This window comes from Streptomyces sp. UF-297, assembly GCF_058245575.1.
Genome location: NZ_JBSIBZ010000010.1, coordinates 41,172 through 62,526, shown reverse-complemented (window position 1 = coordinate 62,526; position 21,355 = coordinate 41,172). Strand labels below are relative to the sequence as shown.

Below are 21,355 nucleotides of genomic sequence, written 5' to 3'. Positions count from 1 at the left end.
CCCGGGGCGGCGGTTCGCTGTCCGGCACCGGCCCGGCTAACGCCGTACCACTCCGGACAGCACGCGAGAGGGCCCGGAACACCGCGGTGTTCCGGGCCCACTCGCGTGTGCTCGAGCCGGTGCCTAGTCCTGCTGCTCGCGCCGCAGGCTCGGCTTCAGTTCCTTCAAACGGCCCAACAGACCGTTGACGAATGCCGGCGAGTCGTCCGTGGAGAACTCCTTCGCCAGTTGCACGGCCTCGTCGATGACGACGGCGTCCGGGGTCTCGTCCTCCCAGACCAGCTCGTAGGCGCCGAGCCGCAGGATGTTGCGGTCCACGACCGGCATCCGGTCCAGCGTCCAGCCGACCGCGTAGGTGGCGATCAGCTCGTCGATCCGCTCGATGTGGTCCGCGTACCCCTCGACCAACTGCAGGGTGTACTCGTTGACCGGCGGCTGCCGGGGGTCGGTCCGGGCGTGCCGCATCCAGTCCGCGAGCACGGTCTGCACGTCGGCGCCGCGCTGGTCGGCCTCGAAGAGGATCTGGAAGGCGCGCTTACGGGCCTTGTTGCGGGCAGCCACGGTTAGCTGTTCACCCGACCGAGGTACTCGCCGGAGCGGGTGTCGACCTTGATCTTCTCGCCGGTGGTGATGAAGAGCGGCACCTGGATCTCGTAGCCGGTCTCCAGCTTGGCGGGCTTGGTACCGCCGGTGGAGCGGTCGCCCTGCACGCCCGGCTCGGTCTCGGCGATGACCAGCTCGACGGCGGCCGGCAGCTCGACGTACAGCACGCTGCCGTCGTGCTGCGCGACAACGGCCTCGAAGCCCTCGAGGAGGAAGTTCGCGGCCTCGCCGACCGTCTTGCGGTCGATGTGCAGCTGGTCGTAGGTGTCCATGTCCATGAAGACGAAGTACTCGCCGTCCATGTACGAGAACTGCATGCCGCGCTTGTCGACATTGGCCGTCTCGACCTTCACGCCGGCGTTGAAGGTCTTGTCCACCACCTTGCCGGAGAGCACGTTCTTCAGCTTGGTGCGGACGAAGGCCGGGCCCTTGCCGGGCTTGACGTGCTGGAACTCGACAACGGACCAGAGCTGGCCCCCGTCGAGCTTGAGCACCATGCCGTTCTTGAGGTCGTTCGTGGATGCCACGGTTGCGGTATCTCCTGGACTGCGGATGGTGGGGACCAGGAAAGACGCACGCACCGAGCCGGGGTCCGGCTCAGAGCGCGAGCAGCTCCTTGGTCGTGATCGTGAGTAGCTCGGGCCCGCCGTCCGCCTCGGGGCGGACGACGAGTGTGTCGTCGATCCGGACGCCGCCGCGGCCCGGGAGGTGAACCCCCGGTTCGACGGTGACCGGCACGCAAGCGTCCAGTTTACCCATGGCCGCAGGGGACAGCCGAGGGTCCTCGTCGATTTCGAGTCCGACCCCGTGTCCGGTGCGTGCTCCCAGCGCCTCACCGTGGCCCGCCACCTCCAGAACCTGGCGTGCCGCGCGGTCCACTTCGCGGCACTCCACGCCCGGCGCCAGCGCCTCCCGCCCGGCCCGCTGGGCCGCGAAGACCAGGTCGTACAGCTCGATCTGCCAGTCCGCCGGCGTGGTCCCGATGACGAAGGTACGGCCGATCTCACAGCGGTAGCCGCGGTAGTTGGCCCCCAGGGCGACCGTCAGGAAATCCCCCTCCTCCACTCTGCGGTCGGTGGGCAGATGGCCCGCGCGGCCCGAATGGATGCCCGCGGCCACGGAGGTGGCGAAGGCCGGGCCGTCCGCGCCGTGGTCGACCAGGCGGCGCTCCAGCTCCAGCGCGAGATGGCGTTCGGTGCGGCCGACCAGGATCGACTCCAGCAGCTCCCCCAGCGCCTGGTCGGTGATCTCCGCCGCGATCCGCAGACAGGCGATCTCCTCCTCGTCCTTGACCAGCCGCATCTGCTCGACGGCGCAGGCCAGATCGGTCAGCCGCAGCCGCGGGGCGACATGGGTCAGCGCGCGGTGCCGGGCGACGGTCAGATGGTGCTCCTCGACGGCCAGAGCCCCGGCTCCCGCCGTGGCCGCCCGGTCGGCGGCGGCGACCACGGGGTCCCCGCCGCGCGTCGGCAGCACGCTCACCTCCAGCCCCTCGGCGGGCCGGCCCTGGGAGGGATCCCCGGTGGGGGTATCCAGACACAGCAGTACGTCACCGGCCCCATGGAGCAGCAGGGCGGCGCCAGGAGGCGCGCAACCGGTGAGATAGCGGACATTGGCAGGGCGCGAGACCAGCGCGGCGGCGCTTCCGGCTGCCGTGCAGCGGTCGCGCAGCCGCGCACGTCGGGCCGCATGCAGCTCGGACATAGGCACAGGCTAGGGCGGCGGACGGAAGTGAGCATTCCGGCCGGGGCGTTCGGGGTGGCACACGCTCGCTCATCCGTCGCGCACGCCCGCGCGGGCATGGCCGCCGTACTGGACGAGCAGGTCCTTGTCCTCGGGGACCACGTACAGCCGCGAGGCGTCGACCGCCTGCCGGGGCAGGAGGTACAGCCGCCCCCGCTCGCGGGTGAACAGCCGCAGGCCCCAGTAGAGGTAGGTGCCGTCGCGCAGCCGCGTCGCGCGCATGCCCAGGCGCCGGTCGGGGATGTGCAGATCGGCCTTGCTGTAGAGCACCACGACGGTGCGCCGGGCCACGGTCTTCTCCAGGGCCCTGGCCTGCCCGTGCCCGACACACACGGCGAACTCGGTCGTCGACCAGAACATCCCCATCACCACCAGCGTCGCCACCAGCGCCCGCACCGGCCTGCGCCGGGCGACGGCGCCGCCGGGACGGGCCAGCGCGGCTCCGTAGGCCACCACCGGCACGGAGGCCGTCAGCAGCACCGGAAGGACCAGATGGAGCCAGTCGTCGTTGCTGGAGTAGGCGAAGCCCGCGGCCACGGCGATGGCGAACAGGGGCGCGCAGAAGAGCGTGACCGCCACCGTGCGCCGACGCAGCGGATCGCCGCCGAGCCAGGCCTCCAGCCGCGGGTGCAGGACGCGCTGCGCCCCGTACGCCAGCAGCACCAGGCCGACGGAGAGCGCGAGGACGGGGAAGAGCACATCGACGCTGCGCAGCGCGTAGCCGGTGATCTCGTTCTCGAAGATCGTCTGGTCCAGGCCGAGGTACTCCGCCATCGCGATGAAGCGCTGCCGGCCGAAGTAGACCACCAGCACCACCAGCGTCCCGGAGACCAGGGTGAACTCGCCGCCCAGGACGCCGATCGCCTCCCACGCCGAGGCGGAGCGCGCGGGTGCGGGTGCGGGGTCGGGGTCGGTGGGCGGCGGCCGGCGGACCGTACGGGGGCGGTGGCGCTGTGCGGGCATACGGGCGCTCACCGCGCCTGCGCCCCACCGACGGGCGGCGCCGTACGGGCGGGGCCGGGAGAGGGCGCGGGGCGGGCGCTCGCGCCGGTGCCCCGCACAGGCGCCGCGGGCGTCGCCGAGGCGATCGGGCCGGGCGCCGTACGCCGCGCGGGCAGCGGGGACGAGGACGGCGTGGCCTCCCCGGGCCGCTGGGAGATCTGGTCGCCGCCGGGCCACCAGGGGTCCAGGGCGTCGTGCGGCGGCGACTGGACGTTGCGGTCCTGGCCCAGCGGGTCCTCCACCGTGTCCGTCGGCGAGCCGCCGTGCGGGGGCACCGTACGCACCGGGCGCACGGGCCGCTCCGTGGCCCGCAGGCCCGCGGACGGGCCGGGCGAGGGCTGCGGGCGCGCGGGCCCCCGCGCGCCGCCCCTGCTGCTCTCCTCGGCCGTCCGCTCCGTCGGTGCGGGTGGGGCCGGAGCGCCGCTGCGCGCCGGGGAGCGGTGCGGCTCCACAGGACCGGGCGGCCGCTCGTCGCCGGGCCGGGCGCACGCCCCGACGATCAGGCCGGTGACGAGGGTCGTCACAAGGATTCGAGCCCAAGGCTGCATCTGCGTCGTCTGTCTCTCACCGCTGTCTCGGCGCCCTCCCGCGCGGGGAGGGCCTCACAGACACAGACGGATCACAGGCGCGGTACGTGTCCGGGCCCGGCCCTTTCCACCGGATCGGGTAGCGGCCGGGCCCGTGCGTTGACCGCCGCGCTACCAGCTCGGCGGGCTGGCGATGCTGCGGGCGACCACGTCGTCGAGCATGCGGGCGGTGGTGGCCACGTCGTGCGAGGAGTTGTCGATGATGGGCAGGCCCGAGCTGTACCAGCCGGCCATCCGGCCGTGGATGCGGGCCACTTCCTCGTCCGAGAGGCGGCGGTTGCCGCTGCGCCGGGCGTTGCGCTCCAGTACGACCTCCAGGCCCGGCAGCAGCACGATGGGCAGCAGCCCGGGGCCCACATGGCGCTTCCAGCCGCCGAGGCCCACCACCGGGCGGTCCGGGAAGACGGCGTCGTCCAGGATGCAGGAGATGCCGTTGGCCAGGAAGTTGCGGGCGGCGAAGCCGCAGGTGCGGCGGGCGAGGCGGTACTGCGCCTCGGAGTGGTCGTTCCAGCCCTGCTGCGGGTCGGCGAAGCCGGAGCGGACCCACTCGCGCACGTCGTCGAGGCTGATGTGCGCGGTGGGCACCCGCCGGGTGTCGGCCCAGTGGCGGGCGACGCTGGTCTTGCCCGCACCGGCCGGGCCGATGAGCAGCACCGCGACGGCCGCGTGCGCGGCGTCCGGAGCGGTGGTGCTGGGCAGCGCGACGGGAGCGCCCGGCGGCAGCTGGATGTGCCCGGTGGACTCGGTGGGCCAGGCCCGCGGCGGCTGCTGCGGCGGGTGGCCGTTCCAGCCGGGGGCGGCGGGCGGCGCCGGGACCGGCGCGGTGTGCTGGGGCGGCGGGCCGGGCGGTATGGGATGGCCGGGGCCCTGCGGCCGGCTCATCGCGGGCGTCTGTGGTGCTGCCGGTCCGTGAGGCGGTGGCAGCGGAGCCCCCACTGCGTGCTGCATCCGGTGGCTCTCCGTCTCGTGCGAGGGACTCGGTGCGTACTGCTCGGGTGGTGCGGTGATACGTACGAAATGCGCGCTTGATGCAGTTTCGGGAGCGCCAACCGGCCGGTCCTGACGGGCCGTTCACGCCCCCACGGCGCCCCAGGCGAAATGTACCGCCTGGACTGCCGGTGGCTAACGCCCCGCCCCCGGCCGTCGCAGTGTCAACGGCCGGGGGCGGCGGCGAGTGCCCGCAAGGGGGCGGGGGTCAGGCGGCGAGCTCGTCCGCCAGGGCCCGCAGGGCGAGCTTGTACGAGCCGATGCCGAAGCCCGCGACCGTGCCGCTGGCCACGGCGGCGATGACGGAGTTGTGCCGGAACTCCTCGCGCGCGTACGGGTTGGAGATGTGCACCTCGATCAGCGGGGCGGTGCGCTGGGCCGCCGCGTCCCGCATGCCGTAGGAGTAGTGCGTGAAGGCGCCCGGATTGACGACGACCGGCAGCGATCCGTCGGCCGCCTCGTGCAGCCAGCGGATCATCTCGCCCTCGTCGTTGGTCTCGCGCACCTCGACCTCGAAGCCCAGCTCCTTGCCGAGCGCGGTGCACTGCTCGACCAGACCGGCGTAGGAGGTCGCGCCGTAGACATCGGGCTCGCGGGAGCCCAGCCGCCCGAGGTTGGGCCCGTTCAGCACCAGCACCCGGCGGTTCATGCCGCTCACGCCGCGATCTCGGCGTGCGCGGCCAGCAGCATCGCCGGGTCGGGGCCCTCCAGGACGGTGGGCTTGGCCAGGCCGTCCAGGACGATGAAGCGCAGCCGGTCGCCGCGCGACTTCTTGTCGATCTTCATGGTCTCCAGCAGCTTGGGCCACTGGTCGCCGCGGTAGGTCAGCGGCAGCCCGACGGCCTCAAGGACCGTGCGGTGCCGGTCGGCGGTGGCGTCGTCCAGCCGCCCGGCGATCCGGCCCAGTTCGGCGGCGAAGACCATGCCGACGGAGACCGCGGCGCCGTGCCGCCAGTTGTAGCGCTCGTTCTTCTCGATGGCGTGCGCCAGGGTGTGGCCGTAGTTGAGGATCTCGCGCAGGCCCGACTCCTTCAGGTCGGCGGAGACCACCTCGGCCTTGACCCGGATCGCCCGCTCGATCAGCTCGGCGGTGTGCGGCCCGTCGGGGCGCTTGGCGCCCTCGGGGTCGGACTCGATCAGGTCCAGGATCGCCGGGTCGGCGATGAAGCCCGCCTTGATGACCTCGGCCAGGCCCGAGACGTAGTCGTTGACCGGCAGCGAGTCCAGCGCCGCCAGGTCGCACAGGACGCCGGCCGGCGGGTGGAAGGCGCCGACCAGGTTCTTGCCCTCGGCGGTGTTGATGCCCGTCTTGCCGCCGACCGCCGCGTCCACCATGCCCAGCACGGTGGTCGGTACGGCGATCCAGCGCACCCCGCGCAGCCAGGTGGCGGCCACGAACCCGGCCAGGTCCGTGGTGGCGCCGCCGCCCACGCCCACGATCGCGTCGGTGCGGGTGAAGCCGGTCTGCCCCAGCGCCTTCCAGCAGTAGGCCGCGACCTCGACGGTCTTGGACTCCTCCGCGTTGGGCAGCTGGATGGCGATGGCCTCGTAGCCCTGCCCGGCCAGGTCCTCGCGCAGCGCCTCGCCGGTGGCGGCCAGCGCCTCCGGGTGCAGCACCGCGACCCGCTTGGCGCCGGGCCCGATCAAGGTGGGGAGTTCCCCGAGCAGTTGGCGGCCGACCAGGACCTCGTACGGGTCGCTGCCCGCCGTGCCGCCGACCTGGATGCGGGTGACCTGCTCTGTCATGCGTTCTTCAGCTCCAAAGCGTCGAGGACGGCTTCGACCACGTCCTCAGGAGTCCGGCCCTGGGTGTCGACCACGACCCGGGCCACTTCGGTGTACAGCGGGCGGCGCTTGTCCATCAGCTCGCGCCACTTCTGGCGCGGGTTGACGGCCAGCAGCGGGCGCGGCGCGTCCAGGCCCACCCGCCGTACCGCGTCGGCGAGTTGGACGTCCAGGAAGACCACCGGGAGCCCCTTGAGCAGGGCCCGGGTGCCGTCGTCCATGACCGCGCCGCCGCCGAGCGAGAGGACGCCGTGGTGCTCGCGTACCCCCGCTCGTACGGCCGCGCGCTCCAGCTCGCGGAAGTGCGGCTCGCCGTCGTCGAGGAAGATCTCCGGGATGGGCTTGCCCGCTCCCGCCTCGATGTCCGCGTCGGTGTCGCGCAGTTGGGTGCCCAGCCGCTCGGCGAGCAGCGCGCCCACGGTGGACTTGCCCGCGCCGGGCGGCCCCACCAGGACGACGACGGGGTGGGACGAGGTCACTTGATCGCCAGGTTGTCGAGGAAGCTGCGCACATTGCGGCGGGTCTCGGGCACGCTGTCGCCGCCGAACTTCTCGGCCACCGCGTCCGCCAGGACCAGCGCGACCATCGCCTCGGCGACGATGCCGGCGGCCGGCACCGCGCACACGTCCGAGCGCTGGTGGTGGGCCTGGGCCTGCTCGCCGGTGGTGACGTCGATGGTCTTCAGGGCCCGCGGCACCGTCGCGATCGGCTTCATCGCGGCCCGTACGCGCAGCAGTTCACCGGTGGTCAGCCCGCCCTCCGTACCGCCGGAGCGGCCCGAGGTGCGCTTGACGCCGTCGTCGGTGGCCACGATCTCGTCGTGCGCCTTGGAGCCGGGCACCCGCGCCAGGTCGAAGCCGTCGCCGACCTCGACACCCTTGATGGCCTGGATGCCCATGAGGGCGGCGGCCAGCCGGGCGTCCAGACGCCGGTCCCAGTGCACGTGCGAGCCCAGGCCCACCGGAACGCCGTACGCCAGGACCTCCACGACGCCGCCGAGGGTGTCGCCGTCCTTGTGGGCCTGGTCGATCTCGGCGACCATCGCCTTGCTCGCGTCCGCGTCCAGGCAGCGCACCGGGTCGGCGTCCAGCCGCTCGACGTCGGAGGGCTTGGGGTAGACGCCGTAGGGCGCCTTGGCCGCGGCCAGCTCGACGACGTGCGAGACGATCTCGATGCCCGCGGTCTCCTTGAGGTAGGAGCGGGCGACCGCGCCGAGCGCGACACGGGCCGCGGTCTCGCGGGCGGAGGCGCGCTCCAGGATCGGGCGGGCCTCGTCGAAGCCGTACTTCTGCATGCCCGCGAGGTCGGCGTGGCCGGGGCGCGGACGGGTCAGCGGGGCGTTGCGGGCCAGCTGGGCCAGCTCGTCCTCGTCGACCGGGTCGGCGGCCATGACCTGTTCCCACTTGGGCCACTCGGTGTTGCCGACCATGACCGCGACCGGCGAGCCGAGGGAGAGGCCGTGGCGTACGCCGCCGAGGAAGGTGACCTCGTCGCGCTCGAACTTCATGCGGGCGCCACGCCCATAGCCGAGCCGGCGGCGGGCGAGGGCGTCCGCCACCATGTCCGTCGTGATCGGGACGCCGGCCGGGAGGCCCTCCAGCGTCGCCACCAGTGCGGGGCCGTGCGACTCCCCCGCCGTCAGCCAGCGCAACCTGCTCAACGGTGCTCCTCAAGACTGCTTTCGCGTGTACGGTCTCGGTCTCCCCTGATCCTCCCATGTTCCGCGGGAGCCCCCGTCCCACGTCCAGGGAACGGACCGAGAACGTCAGGTCAGCGCGCCGCGAGGGCCGCTTCGCCGGCGGAGCGCATCGCCGCGAGAGGCGCGCTGGAGCACCCCGTCATCTGCTCGACCTGCAGCACCGCCTGGTGCACCAGCAGGTCCAGGCCCCCCAGGACGGCGCCGCCCCGCTCACTCCAGGCGGCGGCCAGCGCGGTCGGCCAGGGCTCGTACAGGACGTCGAAGAGCGTGCCGGGGCGCTCGGGGACCGCGGCGGCCAGCGCGTCGGTGGTGCCTTCGGGGGTGGTGGCGATGACCAGCGGCGCCGACAGCGCCTCTGCCGCGTCGGCCCAGTCGGCGGTACGGACGTCCACGCCCAGCTTCTCGCCCCAGCCGCGCATCTCCCGCGCACGCGCCCCGCTGCGGACGTACGCGGTCACCTCGCCCGTGCAGATACGGGCGAGCGCGGCCAGCGCGGAGGAGGCGGTGGCCCCGGCGCCCAGGACGGCGGCGCGCTCCACGCGCTCCACCCCGCGCTCGCGCAGCGCGGCCAGCAGGCCCGGGATGTCGGTGTTGTCGCCGATACGCCGCCCGTCGTCGGTGAAGACGACGGTGTTGACGGCCTCGACGGAGGCGGCGGTGTCGCTGATGCCGTCCAGCAGCGGGATGACCGCGCGCTTGAGCGGCATGGTCAGCGAGAGCCCCGCCCAGCTGTCGTCCAGCTTCTCCAGGAAGCCGGGCAGCGCCGCCTCGTCCACCTCGTGGCGCCCGTACTCCCAGTGCGCCAGCCCCAGTTCGGCGTAGGCGGCGCGGTGCAGCACCGGGGAGAGCGAGTGGGCGATGGGCGATCCCAGGACCGCCGCCCTGTTCTTGTTCGTGCGCAACGCTGCCGACACTGCCCCGCCCTCAGCCCTTCTGCCGCTGCTTGTTGAATTCCCTGACCAGCTTGTCGTGCTCGGCGTAGGTCTTGGTGAACTGCGTGGTCTTGCCGTCGATGGAGATGAAGTAGTACCAGCCGTCGTGGGTCGGGTTGACCGTCGCCTTCAGCGCGTCCTCGCCCGGGTTGCCGATCGGCCCCGGCGGCAGCCCCGCGTAGAAGTACGTGTTGTAGGGGTGGTCGAACTTGCGGATCGCCGAGATCGGAATGTCGATCTTGCTCTGGTTCTTGATGTAGTTGTACGCCGAGTCGAACTCGATCTTGCCGACGGTCTCGGCGTTGCCCGGCTTGAGGCGGTTGTAGACCACCTCGGCCATCTTGCGGAAGTCGTCGTGGGTGACGCCCTCGGCGTTGACCAGGCTGGCGACGGACAGCAGCTGCAGCGGCGACTTGAGGTTCAGCTCCTTGGCCTTGGCCTCCAGGTCGTACTTCGCGTACGTCTGGTTGGCGCGCGCCACCATCTCCTTGAGGACGTCCTGCGGCTTGGCCTTGCTGTTGACCGAGTACGTCGAGGGGTAGAGGAAGCCCTCCAGCGGGTCCCTGATCTTGGGGTTGCTGTCCGCCCAGGAGGGCAGGCCGAGGTTCTTGGCCTCGCGCTCGGCCACGTCCTTGGTCGTACCGTCCTTCAGGTTCAGCTTCTTGTCGATGGCCTTGTAGACATTGACGGCCCGCGAGCCCTCGGGAATGGTCAGGCCGTTGCGGGTCTTGGGGTCGAGCATCATCTTGACCGCGGAGGCCGCCGACATCTCCTTGCGCAGGGTGTAGGCCCCGGGCTGGATGTTGTTGGCCTTCAGGTCATTGGCCGCCTCGGTGAACGCGTCCGCGCTCTTGACCACGCCCTCGCGCTTGAGGGTGAGACCCATCTCGGCCACCGTCGAGCCCGGCGAGATCTCGACCTGGACCTCCCCGCTGCCCTCGCCCTCGAAGTCGGGGGCCGGGCCGAAGTGCTCCGCCCAGAAGCTGTAGCCGAAGTAGCCGACCACGCCGATGCCGCCGGCCAGCACCGCGGCGACGACGAGACAGGCCAGCCCGCTGCGCCGCTTGTTCTTCTTGCCGCGCCGCTCGCGCCGGGAGCGGCGCTCCTCACGCGACTCGCTCTCCTCCTCGGGGCGGTCCTTGTCCCCGTCGCCGCCCGCGAAGAAGGCCTGCACCCGCTCCTGTTCGCGGTCCTCGGCCTCCGACTCGGCCCGCCAGTCGTCCCCCGCCGGGGCCGTGCCCTGCGATCCCGCGTGCTGCGGGCCCACGTTCTGCGGGTCCTGCGGCGGGGCCTCCTGCTGGCGCATGTGCTGGGGCTGCGGCGGCGGATAGGCGTCCTGGGTCCCGTAGTAGTCGGGGCCCGAGCCGCTGTAGGGATCGACCGGCGGCTGCTGGCCGTAGGGGTCGTACGGCGCACCGCCGCCCTGCGAGGCCTCCCAGCCGCCGTTGTACTGCTGCTGCGGCTGCGTCTGCTGCTGGTACGGGTCCTGCTGCTGGCCGTACTGCTGCTGATGCTGCTGGTCCTGCGGATACTGCGGGTACGGCTGCTGGCCCTGCTGGTGGCTCTGGGGATAGGGGGCCGCATGCTGCTGCCCGTCCCACTGGGGCTGCTGCTGCGGCCGGCCTCCGTAGGAACCCGGGTCTCCGAAGAGAGGGTCCTCGGGATGCCACGGTTCGGAGCCGTAGCCCCGCCCATACTCAGTCATCGATCCCCTAGAGCCGCGAGGCGGTGCGCTCCTTGGGTGGCAGCGCCTTGCTGTACCGGTCCGCCTCTACTTCGAGCGGCGGGCGTTCGAAGGACTCGAACCCCGCCGCGTCGCGCGGAACGTTACCGTATCGCGATCAGATGACCACTTCGACGCTCTCTCCAGGAACGGTGCCGGAGACCCGTTCGGTCTCCAGTGCGCTCTGCAAAATCACCACGGCCGCGGCCTGGTCGACCACCGAGCGGCCCTTCTTGGACCTCACCCCGGAGGCCCGCAGGCCCTGCGTGGCTGTGACGGTCGTCATGCGCTCGTCGACCAGCCGGACCGGGACCGGAGTGATGTTCCTCGCCATCTCCTGGGCGAAGGCCCGCACCTTGGCCGCGGCCGGCCCCTCTCCCCCCTTGAGGGAGCGGGGCAGACCGACGACGACCTCGATGGGCTCGTACTCCTCGACGATCGCCTTCAACCGCCGGTGCGCCGCGGGGACATCGCGTCCGGGCACGGTCTCCACCGGGGTGGCGAGGATCCCGTCGGGGTCGCACGAGGCGACCCCGATCCGGGCGTCCCCGACATCGACGGCGATCCGCCTGCCGCGCCGCATCGCGTTCTCGGCGCTCACGGCGTCAGGCCGCCTCGGCGACGGCGCGCTCGACGGCCTCGATGGCCTCGCCGACAGCGCCGGCGTTCTGGCCGCCGCCCTGGGCGACGTCCGGCTTGCCGCCGCCACCGCCACCGAGCGTCTTGGCGGCCGTACGCACCAGGTCACCGGCCTTGATGCCGCGCTCGCGGGCGGCCTCGTTGGTGGCGATGACGGTCAGCGGGCGGCCCTTGGCGACGGTGAACAGAGCGACCACGGCCGGGCGGTCGCCCGGGATGCGGCCGCGCACGTCCAGGACCAGCTTGCGCAGGTCGTCGGCGGAGGTGCCCTCGGGGACCTGGCCGGTGGCCAGCGCCACACCGCGCACGTCCTTGGCGCCCTGGGCGAGACCGGCGGCGGCCTGCAGGACCTTCTCCGCGCGGTACTTCTCGATCTCCTTCTCGGCGTCCTTCAGCTTGGCGAGAACACCGGAGATCTTCTCGGGCAGCTCCTCGGGACGGCCCTTGACCAGCTCGGTCAGCTGCGAGACGACGGTGTGCTCGCGGGCCAGGAACTTGTAGGCGTCCACGCCGACCAGGGCCTCGACGCGGCGTACGCCCGAGCCGATGGAGGACTCGCCGAGCAGCTTGACCAGGCCCAGCTGGGCGGTGTTGTGCACGTGCGTGCCGCCGCACAGCTCCTTGGAGAAGTCGCCGATGGTCACCACGCGCACCCGGTCGCCGTACTTCTCGCCGAACTCGGCGATGGCGCCCTGCTTCTTGGCGTCCTCCATGCTCATGACCTCGGCGTGCACGTCGAGTTCGCGGGAGAGCACCTCGTTGATCCGCTGCTCGACGTCGGTGAGCACGGTGCCGGGGACGGCGGTCGGCGAGCCGAAGTCGAAGCGGAAGCGGCCCGGGGAGTTCTCCGAACCGGCCTGGGCGGCGGTGGGGCCGAGCGCGTCGCGCAGCGCCTGATGGGTGAGGTGGGTGGCGCTGTGGGCGCGGGCGATGGCCCGGCGGCGCTTGACGTCGATGGCGGCGTACGCGGACGAGCCGAGGACGACCTCGCCGACCTGGACGGCGCCCTTGTGCACGATGACGCCGGGGACCGGCTGCTGGACGTCGCGGACCTCGATGACGGCGCCGTTGTCCAGCTTGATGCGGCCCATGTCGGCGAGCTGGCCGCCGCCCTCGGCGTAGAAGGGGGTGCGGTCCAGGACGACCTCGACCTCGTCGCCCTCGTGGGCGGCCGGGGCGGAGGCGCCGTTGACGACCAGGCCGACCACCGAGGACTCGCCCTCGGTGTCGCTGTAGCCGGTGAAGACCGTGGAGCCCGCCTTGTCGGCCACCTCACGGTAGGCGGACATGTCGGCGTGGCCGTGCTTCTTGGCCTGGGCGTCGGCCTTGGCGCGCTCCCGCTGCTCCTTCATCAGGCGGCGGAAGCCGTCCTCGTCCACCGAAAGGCCCTGCTCGGCGGCCATTTCGAGGGTGAGGTCGATCGGGAAGCCCCAGGTGTCGTGGAGCAGGAAGGCCTTCTCGCCGGCCAGGACCTTGCCGCCGCCGGCCTTGGTCTCGCTGACGGCGGTGTCCAGGATGTTGGTGCCGGCCTTGAGCGTCTTGAGGAAGGCGGCCTCCTCGGCCAGCGCGACCGTCTCGATGCGCTTGCGGTCCTCGATCAGCTCCGGGTACTGCTGGCCCATCGTCTTGATGACGACGTCCAGGAGGTCGGCGACGACCGGCCCGGTGGCGCCCATCAGGCGCATGTTGCGGATCGCGCGGCGCATGATGCGGCGCAGCACGTAGCCGCGGCCCTCGTTGCCGGGGGTGACGCCGTCGCCGATGAGCATGGTGGAGGTGCGCATGTGGTCGGCGACCACGCGCAGCGAGACATCCGTGTCACGGGCGGCGCCGTAGCGCACGCCGGTCAGCTCGGTGGCCTTGTCCATGACCACGCGCAGGGTGTCGGTCTCGTACATGTTCTGTACGCCCTGCAGGATCATGGCCAGGCGCTCGAGACCGAGGCCGGTGTCGATGTTCTTGCTGGGCAGCTCGCCGAGGATCTCGAAGTCCTCCTTGCCGGTGCCCTCGCCGCGCTCGTACTGCATGAAGACCAGGTTCCAGATCTCCACGTAGCGCTCGTCGTTGACGGCCGGGCCGCCCTCGACGCCGAACTCAGGGCCGCGGTCGTAGTTGATCTCCGAGCACGGGCCGCACGGACCCGGGACGCCCATCGACCAGTAGTTCTCCTTCTTGCCCAGGCGCTGGATGCGCTCCTTGGGCACGCCGACGACCTCGTGCCAGATGCGCTCGGCCTCGTCGTCGTCCAGGTAGACGGTGATCCAGAGCTTCTCCGGGTCCAGGCCGTAGCCGCCCTTGTCCTGAGGCGTGGTCAGCAGCTCCCAGGCGTACTTGATCGCGCCTTCCTTGAAGTACGCGCCGAAGGAGAAGTTGCCGCACATCTGGAAGAACGTGCCGTGCCGGGTGGTCTTGCCGACCTCTTCGATGTCCGGCGTGCGCACGCACTTCTGGACGCTGGTGGCGGTCGAGAAGGGCGGCTTGACCTCGCCGAGGAAGTACGGCTTGAAGGGCACCATGCCCGCGGGGACCAGCAGCAGCGTCGGGTCGTCCGCGATGAGCGACGCCGACGGCACGACGGTGTGCCCACGCTCTTCGAAGAAGCGCAGCCAGCGGCGGCGGATTTCAGCCGACTCCATCAGTGGTCCTCTTTTCCGGTCGGTCCGGTTGTCCCGGTCGTACGAGGGGTCGTACGGGTAGTTCGGTATTGCGTTTCGAGCACGGCGCGCGGCCGCGGCGCGGGCAGCTCGCGTTCGGCGCCCGCGTCGGCCGTCAGGCCCAGCGCTTCTTGCAGCTGTTCTTCACGGTCCGCCATTCCCGTGCGTACGTCCAATGCAAATTGACGCAGCCGGTGCCCGGTCTCGACGGCCTTGTCCGCTGCCTGTGCGGCGAGGCTGTCGGGCTGGAGCCTGCGCAGCTTGCGGTGGACCTTGTTGGTGGCCCACACACCTGCGGCGGCGCCGGTGGTGAACCAGAATGCGCGGCGGAACATCGCTGAGATCAGTCCTTGGAGCGACGGTTGCGGCGCCCGCCGCGGCGGGCGGCGGGCAGGGTACGGCCGACGACGGTGCGCGGCTGCTCGGGCGCGCCCTTCTTGCCGATGGCGCGGCGTACGCCGTAGCCGAAGGCGGCCACCTTGACCAGTGGACCGCCGAAGGCGGAGGAGACGGTCGAGGAGAGCGCGGAGGCGTTGGCGGTGACCTCCTGCACGTCCGCGGCGATCGCGTCGACGCGGGCGAGCTGGGTGTGTGCGGAGCGGACCGTCGCGGACGCGTCGGCCAGCAGCGGAACGGCCTGCTCGGACACTTCGGCCACCATCTTGGTGGTCGCCCTGAGCGTCTGCGCGAGCCTCACCAGCACCAGGGCGAGGAACGACACGAGGATCGCCCAGAAGACGGCCACGAGAATCCCGGCCACCTCTCCACCGGACACGTTGGCACCACTCTCCGACTGATCTCGTCTGCTCTTGTCTGCTCTGGTCTCGTCCTGCTCATCGGCAGACCCCGACCCTATCGCGCCGCGGCCCCGCATTCGCACCGTGTTCCCCGTGCGGCGGCGGCCCGTGCGACGTGCGGCGAGGGGCTCTGTGCAGCGCGATTGTACGGTCCGCATACCTGCGAGTACGCTCCGTGTCCCATGCGACGCCCCCCGCGCCACAATCACCCCTCCCCCGAGTTCCCCACCCGCCCCAGCACCCCCGGGAATCTACCGGCGGAACTCAACCGGTTCATCGGCCGCGACGACGAACTCGCCGCATTGGCACGGGAGTTGGAATCCGCCCGGCTCGTGACCCTCACCGGCGTCGGAGGGGTCGGCAAATCGCGGCTCGCCACCCACGCCGCCGCGATCTTGCAGGATCGCTTCTGCGACGGGGTGTGGCTGGTCGAGCTCTCCACCCTGCACGACGCCCACCTGCTGGAACACGCCCTCGCCGAGGCGCTGGCGCTGGCCGATCACACCGGGCGCCCGCCGCGCGCCGCGCTGTGCGACCACCTCGCCGAGCGGGAGCTGCTGCTCGTCCTGGACGGCTTCGAGCACCTGGTGGCCGAGTGCGCCGAGCTGACCGCCGAGCTGCTGCGGCGCGCGCCCGCGCTGCGCGTCCTGGCGGCGGGCCGCCGGCCGCTGGGCCTGCCCGGCGAGCAGAACCTCCCGCTGCGGCCCATGCGAGAGGCGGACGCGGCCGGGCTGTTCGCCGACCGCGCGGCCTCCGTCGTCGCCGGGTTCACCGCCGAGGGCCCCGACCGCGCCGCCGTCACCGAGCTGTGCCGCCGTCTGGACGGCATCCCGCTCGCCCTGGAGCTGGCCGCCGGGCGGCTGCGGGCCCTGTCGGTGGAGCAGGTGCTGCACCGCCTGGACGACCGTTTCCGCCTGCTGACCGGCGGCACCCGCGGCTCGCTCCCGCGCCACCAGACGCTGCGTACGGCCATCGGCTGGAGCCACGAGCTGTGCACGCCCCAGGAACGGCTGCTGTGGGCGCGGCTGTCGGTCTTCGCCGGGCAGTTCGACCTGGAGGCCGCGGAGTACGTCTGCTCGGGCCAGGACCTGCCCGCCGACGAACTCCTGGACGTCATCGCGGAGTTGGTGGCCCAGTCGCTGGTGGTGCGCGAGGAGACCCCGGCGGGGCTGCGCTACCGGATGCTGGACACCGTACGGGCCTACGGCGCGGGCTGGCTGGAAGCGCTGGAGGACACCGCGCGGCTGCGCCGGCGCCACCGCGACTGGTACGTGGGCCTGGCCACCTGGTGCGAGCTGGACTGGTTCAGCCCCCGGCAGGCCGAGGTCGCCGCCCGTATCGACGCCGAGCTGCCCAATATCCGCGTCGCGCTGGAGCACAGCCTGGACAGCCACGAGGACGCGCACCTGGGCCAGTACCTCGCTGGGACACTGTGGTTCTTCTGGGTCGGCTGCGGCCGGCTCTCCGAGGGCAGACACTGGCTGGACCGCTCGCTGGAGCTCGAGACCGAGCACGACGAGTCCCGGCTCAAGGCCCTGTGGGTGCTCGGCTATGTCGCGGTGCTCCAGGGCGACACGGTCGGCGCGATGGGCGCGCTCCAGGAGTGCCGCGAGGAGGCGGAGCGTACGGGAAACGCCGTCGCGGCGGCGTACGCGCTGCACCGCACCGGCTGCCTGGCCCTGGTCTGCGACGACATGCCGCGCGCCGAGGAGCTGCTGCGCGACGCCCTGGCCCGCTACCGGGAGATCGGCGAGCTGAACAGCAATGTGCTGATGGGGCAGGTGGAGCTGGCGATGGCGGTGGCCTTCCAGGGCGACCTGGAGGGCGCGGTGCGGCTGTGCGAGGAGGTCCAGCAGGTCTGCGAGGACCACGGCGAGCGCTGGGCACTGGCCTACGCCCTGTTCGTACTGGCGTATGCGGCCTGGACCCGCGGGGACGGGGCGGGCGCCCGGGACCTGCTGGAGGAGTGCCTGGCCATCGACCACGCCTTCAACGACCTTCTGGGCGCGGTGCTGGCGATCGAGCTGCTGGCGCTGGTCACGCTCGGCGAGGGCGACGCGGAGGAGGCGGCCGTCCTGCAGGGCGCGGCCGGGCGGATCTGGCCCTCGGTCGGGCTGCCCCTGTTCGGCTCGCAGTACTACAACCAGCCGCACGCGCTGTGCGAGGAGCAGGCCCGCGAGCTGCTGGGGACCGAGCGCTACGAGCGGTGCCTGCGCGCGGGCGGGCGGCTGGACCTGGACGCGGCGGTCGCCCGCATCCTGGACGGGCCCGAGGAGTCCGGCACGCTTCCCGGGCCGCGCGGCACGGTGCACATCGAGGCACCGGAAAGCGGCGGATACGGCAGACCCGCCGCCTCCCCCTCCGCGAGCGGCGGGGAGACAGCGGGCTGAGGCAGAGGAACTGCGCCGTTTAAGCGGGGTGCTTAGCGGGCGTAGTACTCGACGACGAGCTGCTCGTCGCAGATCACCGGGATCTCCTTGCGCTGCGGGTCACGGTCCAGGCGGAACGCCAGGGCCTTGAGGTTGACCTGCAGGTAGCGCGGGGTCTCGCCGTCGGGGGCGTAGCCACCCTCGCGAGCGACCTGGAAGGGGTGCTTCTCGCGGCTGCGCTCGCGGACCGTCACGACGTCGTCGGGACGGACGCGGAAGGACGGCTTGTCGACCTTGCGGTCGTTGACCGCGATGTGGCCGTGGACCACCATCTGGCGGGCCTGGTAGATCGTGCGGGCGATGCCCGAACGAAGGACGAGCGCGTCCAGACGGCGCTCAAGCTCGACGATGAGGGCCTCGCCCGTCTTGCCTTCGACCTTCCGAGCGCGGTCGTAGGCACGGACCATCTGGCGCTCGCTGATGTCGTACTGAGCGCGCAGACGCTGCTTCTCCAGCAGACGGACCTTGTAGTCACTGTTCTGCTTGCGGCCACGGCCGTGCTCGCCGGGCGGGTAGGGACGGGCCTCGAAGTACTTGACAGCCTTCGGCGTCAGCGCGATGCCGAGCGCGCGCGACTTCTTGACCTTGGGACGCGACTGGTTCACGTGGAACGAACCTCCGTAGTAAGTTAGGTGAGGCTTACCTTATCGCGAGGAGATCGCATGTTTCGACCTGGGAACCCCCTGCCCAGTGCTGGTCAGAGCACTGAGGCGGGTCAGCCGCGTCCCGTGGAAGACGCCCAGCAGCCCTGTGCCGCCGAGCGCGTACGAACTCTCGTCGAGTCCAATGGTATGGCGTCTTTGAGCATTCCTGGAGTCGAGGAGTCCGACGAGAGCGGACTGTCCGCGCCGGTCTGCAGGACGGTGACACCCTCAGGAGACGTGCTACTGCTGGTTCCTGGGGATTCCGCGGCCGCCCGGGCTGCCGTGCACGCGCAGGACGACGACCTCGCAACCGTGATGGAGATCACGGACGTAGCACCCGTTTCGGTGCCCCATCGCATCCGTGGACGGGCCTGGATCGCCGGCTGGCTCACTCCCGTACGCAACGGGGAGCGGGCCAAAGCGGCCATGCTGCTGGCCGAGCGGCACCCCGTCGGGGAGCTGCTGGGCATCGGCGAGGCCCTCCAGCCCGACCCCGCGCCGGGGCAGTACGGGCGTCCCGCGTGGATGATGCTGCGCCTGGAGGTCGGCGAGGCGGCGGTGGACGATCTGTGGGGCGCGGACGCCGTGGAGCCGGAGGAGTTCGCCGCCGCCGTCCCCGACCCGCTGGTGACCCACGAGGCGGAGCTGCTGCAGCATCTGCACGCCGCGCACGGCTCCCAGGTGCGCGGGCTGTGCTCGCTGCTCGGGGACCGCCAGGAGCAGCTGTGCGGCGCCCGCGACCAGGCCGTACCCGTCGCCCTGGACCGCTTCGGCCTGCGCGTGCGCTTCACCGACGCCGCCCACCACACCTTCGACGCCCGCTTCGACTTCCCCGAACCAGTCCGCGACGTCGCCGAACTGCGCCACGCCATGCACACCCTCTTCGAAGCCGCCGCCGACTGACCCGCAGCCCGCGAGGGCGAGGCCCCTCCCCCACCGCCCGGCCCGGCTACGACGACGCAGCCTCGCCCGCGTCGTCGTCGGCCGCGGGCCGCGGCAGCGTCTCGCCGCGCAGCCGGGCGCGCACCCGGTCGGTGACGTCGGCGTACCGCGCCTCCGCGCCGTACCGCGTGGGCGCGTAATACCGCTTGCCGTGCACCTCATCGGGCGCGTACTGCTGCGCGGCGATCCCGCCCGGCAGATCGTGCGGGTACTGATACCCCTGCCCGTGCCCCAGCTTCTGGGCGCCCTTGTAGTGGCTGTCGCGCAGATGCGCCGGCACGGCCCCGGCCAGCCCCGCGCGCACATCCGCCAGGGCGGCGTCGATGGCCAGGTACGCCGCATTGGACTTGGGCGCCAGCGCCAGCGCGATCGTGGCCTGGCTGAGCGTGATCCGCGCCTCGGGAAAGCCGATCATCGCGACGGCCTGGGCGGCGGCGACCGCCGTCTGCAGCGCCGTGGGATCGGCCAGCCCGATGTCCTCGCTCGCCGAGATCATCAGCCGGCGGGCGATGAACCGCGGGTCCTCGCCCGCCTCGATCATCCGGGCCAGATAGTGCAGCGCCGCGTCGACGTCCGAGCCGCGGATGGACTTGATCAGGGCGCTGGCGACGTCGTAGTGCTGGTCGCCGTCGCGGTCGTACTTGACCGCCGCGCGGTCGACGGACTCCTCCAGGGTCTGGAGGGTGATCTCCTGCTCCCCCTTGGCTATCGCCGACCCGGCCCCGGCCTCCAGGGCCGTCAGCGCCCGCCGGGCGTCCCCTCCGGCGATACGCAGCAGATGCGCCTCGGTGTCGGCGGGGAGCGTCACCGCGCCGCCCAGGCCCCGCTCGTCGGTCAGCGCGCGGTGCAGCAGCCCGCGCAGGTCGTCGTCGGTGAGGGGCTCCAGCGTCAGCAGCAGGGAGCGGGACAGCAGCGGGGAGATCACCGAGAAGTACGGGTTCTCGGTGGTGGCCGCGATCAAGGTCACCCAGCGGTTCTCGACGGCGGGCAGCAGGGAGTCCTGCTGGGCCTTGCTGAAGCGGTGGATCTCGTCGAGGAAGAGGACGGTCTCCTTGCCGAAGCCGCCCGAGGCGCGCCGGGCGCCGTCGATGACGGCCCGCACTTCCTTCACACCCGCCGTGATCGCGGACAGCTCCACGAAGCGCTTGTTGGTGGCCTGGCTGACGACGTAGGCCAGGGTCGTCTTGCCGATGCCGGGCGGGCCCCACAGGAAGACCGAGGACGGGCCGGCCGGCCCGCCGCTCCCCTCGCCGACCAGGCGGCGCAGCGGCGAGCCCGGCTTGAGCAGATGCTGCTGCCCGACCACCTCGTCCAGGGTGCGTGGACGCATCCGTACGGCGAGAGGCGACCCCGCGGGGTCCTTCTCCTGACGGTCTTCGGCAGCTGCGGTGAACAGGTCGGGCTCCACGCTCACGAGCCTATGCCACCCCACTGACAACGCCGGTGCCGCAAGGGGCCACAGCCCCGCGACGCGGTGCGCCGGTCAGATCAGGGTGCTCCAGTACGACCACCAGTTGGTGAGCGTGAGCAGCAGGATCAGGCCGTACCAGAGCACGGGCACCACCCAGTGGAACTCCAGGAGCACGCCGCGCAGCCCCTCGGGCGCCGGGATGATGCGGTGCTTGAGGTTGTGCACGGTGGTGTACCAGAACGCCGCGATGGTGACGATCCAGGCCAGGACGCACCACAGGCACAGCGCGCGGATGTCGTAGTAGGCCTGCGTCATCAGCCACATGCAGAACACGGCGCCCAGCAGGGTGCCGATGTTCAGGCCGATCCAGAACCACTTGCGGTAGCGGGCACCGGCCACCAGCCCCATGCCGATGGCGATGAGCGCCCCGTAGGTGACCAGGCCGGCCACCGGGTTGGGGAAGCCGAAGACCTCGGCCTGCCAGCTGTTCATGACGTCGGTGCAGGAGACGACCGGGCTCAGGCTGCAGGCCGGCTTGAAGTTCGGGTCCTTGAGGAGCTCGAGCTTGTCCTGAGTGATGACGAACGCCGCGAGCACGCCGAGCGCGCCGCAGATCACGAGGAGCCAGGAGAACGCGCGTCCGGCACCGTAAGTGCCCCGGCCGTCCGCGTGGGCGTCGTCCGTGGCCACGTCGTCATGCGCTGTCGTCGTCATATCGCCGTTCCGTCGTTGCTGGGGAGGGGCTTCGCCTCCCCCTGGTTGGCAGCCAATTCTGCCC

The 21,355-nt window shown here is 71.9% G+C and carries 21 protein-coding genes; 2 read left to right on the top strand and 19 right to left on the bottom strand.

Annotation, left to right across the window (positions count from 1 at the left end; genetic code table 11):
• Positions 1–123: 123 nt before the first annotated feature.
• From nusB to AC4IJH_RS08680, 16 genes are all read right to left on the bottom strand, one after another.
• Complete coding sequence (gene nusB / locus AC4IJH_RS08755; RefSeq protein WP_490850985.1) at positions 124–561, bottom strand: transcription antitermination factor NusB; 438 nt, start codon at positions 559–561, stop codon at positions 124–126.
• Positions 562–563: 2 nt separating this feature from the next.
• Positions 564–1,130: an elongation factor P gene (efp, locus tag AC4IJH_RS08750; protein WP_490850984.1), complete on the bottom strand. Its 567-nt coding sequence runs from the start codon at positions 1,128–1,130 to the stop codon at positions 564–566.
• A gap of 70 nt (positions 1,131–1,200) precedes the next feature.
• Positions 1,201–2,307 (bottom strand): M24 family metallopeptidase, encoded by a 1,107-nt coding sequence (locus AC4IJH_RS08745; RefSeq protein WP_490850983.1) that lies wholly within the window; start codon positions 2,305–2,307, stop codon positions 1,201–1,203.
• Positions 2,308–2,376: 69 nt separating this feature from the next.
• The gene (locus AC4IJH_RS08740) at positions 2,377–3,309 is read right to left on the bottom strand and encodes a hypothetical protein (RefSeq protein WP_490850982.1); all 933 of its coding nucleotides are present in this window, start codon (positions 3,307–3,309) and stop codon (positions 2,377–2,379) included.
• An 8-nt stretch (positions 3,310–3,317) separates the two neighbouring features.
• Positions 3,318–3,872, bottom strand: coding sequence for a hypothetical protein (locus AC4IJH_RS08735; RefSeq protein ID WP_490850981.1), 555 nt, complete (start codon positions 3,870–3,872; stop codon positions 3,318–3,320).
• A gap of 174 nt (positions 3,873–4,046) precedes the next feature.
• Positions 4,047–4,883 carry a Pro-rich N-terminal domain-containing protein gene (locus AC4IJH_RS08730; RefSeq protein ID WP_490850980.1) on the bottom strand — a complete coding sequence of 279 codons (837 nt, stop codon included), beginning with the start codon at positions 4,881–4,883 and terminating at the stop codon, positions 4,047–4,049.
• 247 nt (positions 4,884–5,130) lie between these two features.
• Positions 5,131–5,571, bottom strand: coding sequence for a type II 3-dehydroquinate dehydratase (gene aroQ, locus AC4IJH_RS08725; RefSeq protein ID WP_490851056.1), 441 nt, complete (start codon positions 5,569–5,571; stop codon positions 5,131–5,133).
• A gap of 5 nt (positions 5,572–5,576) precedes the next feature.
• Positions 5,577–6,668 carry a 3-dehydroquinate synthase gene (gene aroB / locus AC4IJH_RS08720; RefSeq protein WP_490850979.1) on the bottom strand — a complete coding sequence of 364 codons (1,092 nt, stop codon included), beginning with the start codon at positions 6,666–6,668 and terminating at the stop codon, positions 5,577–5,579.
• Complete coding sequence (locus AC4IJH_RS08715; protein ID WP_490850978.1) at positions 6,665–7,186, bottom strand: shikimate kinase; 522 nt, start codon at positions 7,184–7,186, stop codon at positions 6,665–6,667. The genes aroB and AC4IJH_RS08715 overlap by 4 nt, the downstream gene beginning before the upstream one ends.
• Positions 7,183–8,367 carry a chorismate synthase gene (gene aroC / locus AC4IJH_RS08710; RefSeq protein ID WP_490850977.1) on the bottom strand — a complete coding sequence of 395 codons (1,185 nt, stop codon included), beginning with the start codon at positions 8,365–8,367 and terminating at the stop codon, positions 7,183–7,185. Before aroC ends, AC4IJH_RS08715 begins: the two co-directional genes overlap by 4 nt.
• Positions 8,368–8,477: 110 nt before the next feature.
• Positions 8,478–9,308 carry a shikimate dehydrogenase gene (locus AC4IJH_RS08705; RefSeq protein ID WP_490850976.1) on the bottom strand — a complete coding sequence of 277 codons (831 nt, stop codon included), beginning with the start codon at positions 9,306–9,308 and terminating at the stop codon, positions 8,478–8,480.
• 22 nt (positions 9,309–9,330) lie between these two features.
• Positions 9,331–11,043 carry an endolytic transglycosylase MltG gene (gene mltG, locus AC4IJH_RS08700; protein ID WP_490850975.1) on the bottom strand — a complete coding sequence of 571 codons (1,713 nt, stop codon included), beginning with the start codon at positions 11,041–11,043 and terminating at the stop codon, positions 9,331–9,333.
• A 136-nt stretch (positions 11,044–11,179) separates the two neighbouring features.
• Complete coding sequence (gene ruvX, locus AC4IJH_RS08695; RefSeq protein WP_490851055.1) at positions 11,180–11,644, bottom strand: Holliday junction resolvase RuvX; 465 nt, start codon at positions 11,642–11,644, stop codon at positions 11,180–11,182.
• Positions 11,645–11,666: 22 nt separating this feature from the next.
• Entirely contained in the window at positions 11,667–14,336 is a 2,670-nt protein-coding gene (gene alaS / locus AC4IJH_RS08690; RefSeq protein WP_490850974.1) for an alanine--tRNA ligase, read from the bottom strand.
• A complete protein-coding gene (locus AC4IJH_RS08685) occupies positions 14,336–14,689 on the bottom strand; it encodes a DUF6167 family protein (protein WP_490850973.1) in 354 nt (117 codons plus the stop codon). The genes alaS and AC4IJH_RS08685 overlap by 1 nt, the downstream gene beginning before the upstream one ends.
• A gap of 8 nt (positions 14,690–14,697) precedes the next feature.
• Entirely contained in the window at positions 14,698–15,129 is a 432-nt protein-coding gene (locus AC4IJH_RS08680) for a DUF948 domain-containing protein (protein ID WP_490850972.1), read from the bottom strand.
• Positions 15,130–15,333: 204 nt separating this feature from the next.
• Here AC4IJH_RS08680 and AC4IJH_RS08675 point away from each other — a divergent pair, with 204 nt between their 5' ends.
• Positions 15,334–17,541, top strand: coding sequence for an ATP-binding protein (locus AC4IJH_RS08675; protein WP_490850971.1), 2,208 nt, complete (start codon positions 15,334–15,336; stop codon positions 17,539–17,541).
• Between the two features lie 32 nt (positions 17,542–17,573).
• Here the strand turns inward: AC4IJH_RS08675 and rpsD are convergent, their stop codons facing one another.
• Entirely contained in the window at positions 17,574–18,185 is a 612-nt protein-coding gene (rpsD, locus tag AC4IJH_RS08670; protein ID WP_490850970.1) for a 30S ribosomal protein S4, read from the bottom strand.
• A gap of 186 nt (positions 18,186–18,371) precedes the next feature.
• On the opposite strand from rpsD, the gene AC4IJH_RS08665 reads away from it, so the two are divergent.
• Entirely contained in the window at positions 18,372–19,127 is a 756-nt protein-coding gene (locus AC4IJH_RS08665) for a DUF2470 domain-containing protein (RefSeq protein WP_490850969.1), read from the top strand.
• A gap of 46 nt (positions 19,128–19,173) precedes the next feature.
• On the opposite strand, the gene AC4IJH_RS08660 is transcribed toward AC4IJH_RS08665, so the two are convergent.
• Positions 19,174–20,574, bottom strand: a complete 1,401-nt coding sequence (locus AC4IJH_RS08660) for a replication-associated recombination protein A (RefSeq protein ID WP_490851054.1) — start codon at positions 20,572–20,574, stop codon at positions 19,174–19,176.
• Between the two features lie 75 nt (positions 20,575–20,649).
• On the bottom strand, positions 20,650–21,291 hold the full coding sequence (locus AC4IJH_RS08655) for a vitamin K epoxide reductase family protein (protein WP_490850968.1): 642 nt from the start codon (positions 21,289–21,291) through the stop codon (positions 20,650–20,652).
• Positions 21,292–21,355: the final 64 nt, after the last annotated feature.